The sequence below is a fragment of the Cnuella takakiae genome, assembly GCF_001953305.1.
Lineage (GTDB): Bacteria > Bacteroidota > Bacteroidia > Chitinophagales > Chitinophagaceae > Flavisolibacter > Flavisolibacter takakiae.
Window position 1 is genome coordinate 3,513,994 of sequence record NZ_MTFE01000010.1, and the last position, 6,000, is coordinate 3,519,993.

At 48.9% G+C, this 6,000-nt stretch carries 6 protein-coding genes; 2 read left to right on the top strand and 4 right to left on the bottom strand.

Going from position 1 to position 6,000, the window contains the following annotated elements; translation table 11 throughout:
• Window positions 1–57: 57 nt before the first annotated feature.
• The 4 genes from BUE76_RS15340 to BUE76_RS15355 all read right to left on the bottom strand — a co-directional run bounded on the left by BUE76_RS15340 (window position 58) and on the right by BUE76_RS15355 (window position 3,925).
• Complete coding sequence (locus tag BUE76_RS15340) at window positions 58–624, bottom strand: IS1096 element passenger TnpR family protein (RefSeq protein ID WP_073041418.1); 567 nt, start codon at window positions 622–624, stop codon at window positions 58–60.
• A gap of 43 nt (window positions 625–667) precedes the next feature.
• Entirely contained in the window at window positions 668–2,089 is a 1,422-nt protein-coding gene (locus tag BUE76_RS15345; RefSeq protein WP_073041420.1) for a CCA tRNA nucleotidyltransferase, read from the bottom strand.
• 109 nt (window positions 2,090–2,198) lie between these two features.
• The gene (locus BUE76_RS15350) at window positions 2,199–2,813 is read right to left on the bottom strand and encodes an L-threonylcarbamoyladenylate synthase (protein ID WP_158069980.1); all 615 of its coding nucleotides are present in this window, start codon (window positions 2,811–2,813) and stop codon (window positions 2,199–2,201) included.
• A complete protein-coding gene (locus BUE76_RS15355) occupies window positions 2,768–3,925 on the bottom strand; it encodes a glycosyltransferase family 4 protein (RefSeq protein WP_073041424.1) in 1,158 nt (385 codons plus the stop codon). Before BUE76_RS15355 ends, BUE76_RS15350 begins: the two co-directional genes overlap by 46 nt.
• 110 nt (window positions 3,926–4,035) lie before the next feature.
• Between BUE76_RS15355 and BUE76_RS15360 the strand changes: the two genes are divergently transcribed.
• The gene (locus tag BUE76_RS15360; protein ID WP_073041426.1) at window positions 4,036–4,848 is read left to right on the top strand and encodes a 2,3,4,5-tetrahydropyridine-2,6-dicarboxylate N-succinyltransferase; all 813 of its coding nucleotides are present in this window, start codon (window positions 4,036–4,038) and stop codon (window positions 4,846–4,848) included.
• Window positions 4,849–4,952: 104 nt separating this feature from the next.
• The gene (locus BUE76_RS15365) at window positions 4,953–5,858 is read left to right on the top strand and encodes a DMT family transporter (protein ID WP_073041428.1); all 906 of its coding nucleotides are present in this window, start codon (window positions 4,953–4,955) and stop codon (window positions 5,856–5,858) included.
• Window positions 5,859–6,000: the final 142 nt, after the last annotated feature.

Here is a 6,000-nt window from a genome sequence, read left to right on the forward strand (position 1 = left end):
AAGGTTTGTCGCCCGGCGCTTTTGATTCTGGCCCGTTTATACAATCAGCAGTTAAGCTTAAAAATCTTCGTTGTGCTCCTCACTACCGTGATCTTCAGCACCATGGTCTTCGCCACTATCTTCGCCTTCGGTGCCAAAACCTTCGGCATCGCGGCTGAGGTCGTATTTCTCTTCTACATCGGCAAACTTCTCACCCAACAGGCTCTTGGTACCGTACTGGCTGGGCGGAATTCCTTCCTTACGCACCATGGCGGGATAAGTAAGCTTCGGATTCTCTTCCTTGGAAACATTGATCAACTCCACGAGAAAGGACCAATTCTTTACAAAATCGTACAGGTATACAAAGCGCTGGTTTGGATCCCTGATTTCGCTACCCACCGGCGTATCCTTCATCAATAATGGGGGCGCCTTGTATGCCTTATCATATACTTCAAGTGATATTTCGCGACCACGCTGCCAGTTGTCGTTGGAGCGAAAAAAAGTAGCGGCATGCTTACTGTCAAACTCAAAAGCCTTCAGGATAGCCGTATGCAGCTCCTGGAAACTTTGGGTATGGCGGATGGCCACATCACGATAAACGCTGTCGTCTTCTTCAAAATAAATCCGGAACCTCAGAATAGCCATTAATTAGGGGCGTTGGTTTGCGTCAAAAATAATCTTTTCACAATTACTGTACCGGCTGTAGGTTTAGCTCGCGGCCTTTTTCCAGCATAAAGGCAAAAGCGGCTTCATACTCGTTTGGAATGACCCCGTCGAGGATGGCTTCCCTGATGGCTGTTTTAATATCCCCCACCGGCCGGGAAGGGCCGATGCCAAAGGTTTGCATGATCAGTTCGCCCGTAATGGGGGGCTGCCAGTTGCGTACCCGGTCGTTCTCTTCCACCTCGGCACAACGCTTGCGCACGAGGTTAAAATTTTCGAGGTAGCGCTTGACCTTGAACTTGTTTTTTGAAGTGATATCCGACTCGCATAGGATCATGAGGTCTTCAAAATCTTCGCCCGCATCAAAAAGCAAACGGCGCATAGCAGAGTCCGTTATATCCTCCTTGGTAAGACTGATGGGCCGCAGGTGCAGTTCCACTAATTTTTGAACATACTTCATGGGCTCGCCCAGGGGCAGGCGCAACTTGTTAAATATTTTAGGCACCATGCGGCCGCCAACCACTTCATGCCCATGAAAGGTCCAGCCGTGTCCTTCTTCAAAACGCTTGGTAGCTGGTTTGGCTATATCGTGCAGGATGGCTGCCCAGCGCAACCACAGTTTGTCGCTGCGCTGTGCTGCATTATCCAGTACCTGCAGGGTATGGTAAAAGTTGTCCTTGTGGCCTTTGCCATCGATATACGCTGCACCGGCAAGGTCCACCATCTGGGGGAAAATGAGTTGCAGCAATCCTGTTTTGTACAACAGGTCAAAACCGACGGAAGGTTTTGGACTCATCACGATTTTATTCAGTTCGTCGGTAATGCGTTCCTGTGTAATGATACTGATGCGCTCTTTGTTGCGGCTGATCGCTGCCAGGGTTTGCGACTCGATCATAAATCCAAGCTGCGCCGCAAACCTGATGGCCCGCATCATGCGAAGTGGATCATCGCTGAAAGTGGTATCCGCATCCAGCGGTGTTTTGATGATGCCCCTTTCCAGGTCTTTTACCCCGTTGAAAGGATCAACCAGCCTGCCGTAATCGGCACTGTTGAGGGAAATGGCAAGCGCATTGATGGTAAAATCCCTGCGGTTCTGATCGTCTTCAATGGTGCCGGGAGCAACTTCAGGATTGCGGCTTTCGGGGGTATAGCTCTCCTTGCGGGCACCCACAAATTCAAGGTCAAAACCGTCTGCAATGCGGAACTGGGCAGTTCCAAAATGTTTGAAGAAATTGACTTTTGGAACAGGACGAAACAGCTGGGCGGCCTCCTGGGCCAGTACCATGCCATTCCCAACGCAAACAAAATCGGCATCCTTTGTTGGACGACCCAGGATCTTGTCGCGTACAAAACCGCCAATAAGATAGCAAGGCAGGTCGACCTTGGCTGCCGCACGGGCCACCTTTTTTAGCACCATCAATTCATATTCATTGCAGGGTATATCCATCGGGGGCAAAAATAGGAACCGATGATGTGTAGAATAGAAAATGATTTATAAGGCTGAAAATGGAATAGAATTACAGGGCAAACAAAAACCCCAAAACATCCCTTTACTGTTATAAATACTCCTCCACTACAGGATTGCCCTTATTCCAATACAACACTTGCAGGTTATGCGGCATAGCAGAATGAAGCACTTCCTGCCGGGTCACAGGGCTTTGCATTATGGGAAGTTCCACTGATGTTTGTTCGGGTTGAGCGTTTTGGAATCCTTTGGGGTCAAAGGGCGCTGCTACTATTGGTTTACGGAACCGCTTGACCAGATGGCGGCAAAACGCATCCCGGGTAAGGAAGATGAGCACAGACCCATCTGGTGCGGGCAGGTTGGAGGCAAAGCCCAAGCCATGTTCAAAAAGAATGGCTGTCGGTTTGGGCTGTTCTACTGCAAAGTCAAATACTAGGAGGTCCGCAGCGGCTACCCATTGCAGCACATCACGTTCTTCGGCCAGCAATACAGGAAAAGTTGATGCAGCTGATTTTGGCAAGTACCCTCGCAAAGCGTCCACCGCTTTTTCTTGGGTTGCATCACAACCAAGACAGCAGCCATATTCGGTGGAAAACTGCAGGATACCACCCGCATGCAATACCTGCAAACAATTCAGCATATCCTGTTCTGTATAATACATCAAGCCAATAATTGTTCGTACACTTCCATTACCGATGCGCAGCATTTTTCCAAACTGAAATTCTGTGCATGTTGCCATCCTTTGTTTACCAACGCCTGCCGCATTTCAGCATCATCCTGTATCCGAACAAGCGCTGCTGCCATTTCTGCTGTACTTGCCGGATCAATATATAAAGCACCAGCACCACCGGCTTCAGGCAGACAGGAAGTATTGGCGGTGATGACCGGAATACGGCTCCACAAAGCTTCCAGAACGGGTATGCCAAACCCTTCAAAATAGGAAGGATAAACAAGTGCGGTTGCTGCCTGGTACAGGGCAGAAAGGTTTTCCGTTCGCCGGATATTGAAAGTCGCCGGCACTTCGGGATTGTCGGCTAAAAAGAAAACATTTTTCCCCAATCCTTTATTATCCATGTAGGCATTTACCTTTTTGCGGTAAGCTTTACCTGCACCTACAACTACCAGGGGCAGGTGTAAGGCTTCACCTGCTTCGTGCATTCCCTGCAGGATACCCAATAAGTTTTTGCGCTCAATGAGCGAACCAACATATAAAAGGAATTGGCTGGGCAACCCATAAGCTTCCAGTATCAGTTCCTTTTTGATCTCGCTATGCCGGCGGGCAAATACCGGGTCACAACTTTGGTAGCAAACAGAAATTTTTTCTTCAGGTACGCCATAAAGATTATGCAGGTCCGCTGCCGTTTGCTTGCTGATGGCAATTACATGGTTAGCATGTGCACAGGCATAGCGGATTTTTTTCCGGTGCATGTACACTTCGTAGGCTCCATATTGTTTGGGGTACCGTTCAAAAATCAGGTCGTGCACCGTTACTACCGATTGCACACCCGAAGATGCAATACCAACAGGCAATTCATGGCTTAAGCCGTGATATATATCTACCCTTGCTTTTTTCAGATCGTCCACGATACCCCTGCTTCGCCAAAAGGAGGGCAGACTTTTGTACAGCCAATTTTGGGGCTGGGCCTCCGACAAAGGCATGCCTTGCGGAACAGTATAATTATTTGCTGGCTTTGGGTTGAAAAGGGTATACTGGTTTTGCGGGTACAAACGGGCCAGTCCGTTTACCAGCGTGCGGCTGTAATTTCCCAGGCCTGTGTTGTTATGAAAATACCGCTTCGCATCAAAACCAATATGCATATATGGAGTGTTAGAAAAAGTTGATCGCTGCTTTATTCCGCTTGGATTAAGTTTGCAAAATTATCGCTTCGGGCAGATAGTGCTGCCCCAACTGCTTAACAATATCAAACATGAATATTCAAGCCGCTATTGAACAAGCCTGGTCAAACCGCGAACTGCTCCAAAACGCAGACACGCAGGAGGCTATCCGCGCAGTAATTGAACAAGTTGACAAAGGCCAGCTTCGCGTGGCCGAACCCACCAATGATGGTTGGGTGGTAAACGAGTGGGTGAAGCAAGCCATCCTGCTTTACTTCGGCATCCAGCAGATGCAAACATGGAACGTAGAGCCCTTTGAGTTTTACGACAAAATGCTGCTGAAGAAAAATTACAAAGAACTGGGTGTGCGTGCTGTGCCCCCGGCAACAGCTCGTTATGGTGCATACATCGCCAAAACCGTTGTGCTGATGCCCTCTTATGTAAATATAGGTGCATATGTTGACGAAGGTACCATGGTAGATACCTGGGCAACGGTGGGCAGCTGTGCACAGATAGGCAAAAATGTACACCTGAGTGGTGGCGTGGGTATCGGCGGTGTGCTGGAGCCCCTGCAGGCAGCGCCTGTTGTTATTGAAGATGGCTGTTTCCTAGGAAGCCGTTGTATTGTGGTGGAAGGTGTTCGTGTAGAAAAAGAAGCCGTACTGGGTGCCAATGTGGTACTTACCAAGAGCACCAAGATCATTGATGTAAGCGGTGATGAGCCTGTTGAATACAAAGGCGTAGTGCCTGCACGCAGCGTGGTGATTCCTGGTTCCATTACCAAGAAATTTCCCGCAGGTGAATACCAGGTACCCTGCGCCCTGATCATTGGGCAGCGTAAAGCCAGCACCGACCTGAAGACCAGCCTCAACGATGCGCTGCGCGACTTCAATGTTGCTGTTTAATTCCATTATTGCCGCTGTACCAAACAGCGTCCACTCCTATTCAGAAAACTGCAGCTTGCCCACCGGCGGCTGCAGTTTTTATTTCAACCCATTGCTCCTGCTACATGCGTCGTTTATTGCAACACCCTTCCGCTGGTTATGTACTTGCCTTGCTAGGCTCTCTGCTCTTTTCAACCAAGGCCATATTGGTTAAACTGGCATTTGCCGGGGCAAAAGTGGATGCCCTTTCGCTGCTCACCGTCAGGATGCTGTTTGCCTTACCTTTCTACCTGGTAGGCGCCTGGCTTATTGACCGCGATGCTGCCAATGTGCGTATGTCGCGCAACCAATGGGTGTTGGTGATTGTGCTCGGGCTTTTTGGCTATTACCTCAGTAGCCTTTTTGATTTTATGGGGCTGCAATATATTTCTGCGGGGTTGGAGCGGTTGATTCTTTTCTTATACCCTACCTTCTCTTTACTGATCAATGCTTTCGTATTTAAGCAGACATTGAGTCGGAAACAGATCATTGCGGTGGTGCTAACTTATGCGGGCATCCTGGTAGCCTATATCGGCGAATTGCAACTTGATAATAGCAATCCGAATTTTGTGTTGGGCAGCCTGCTGGTTTTCCTGTGCGCTATAACTTACTCAATTTATATATCAGGAAGTGGCCGCATCATTCCACAGGTGGGCGCCAACAAGTTCAACTCCTTTGCCATGCTGGCGGCAACAGGGGGCATATTCCTGCACTTTTTGTTCCGGGGCAATTACTCGATACTCACCGCATCCACAACCTTGTGGACGTATGGACCTGCGTTAGCCATTTTATCTACAGTTATCCCCTCCTACCTCATTGCGGCGGGGATGAAAAAAATAGGCTCCAGCAATGTGGCCATTGTTTCCTCTATTGGCCCGGTCAGTACCATTTTACAGGCACATCTCTTTCTGGGCGAGCAGATATTTTTAGAACAAATTGTCGGCACCTGCCTGGTGTTGGCAGGTGTATTGATGCTGGGCGTAAAAAAGTAAAAATATTTTTTGGGCAGTTTGTTCAAAATTCAAGACCAGCCCCTACATTTGCACTCCAATCGCTACAAAGCACTATGCTTCAAGCAGTTGCCCAGATGGCGAAATTGGTAGACGCACCGTCTTCAGGTGGCGGCGCCGCGAG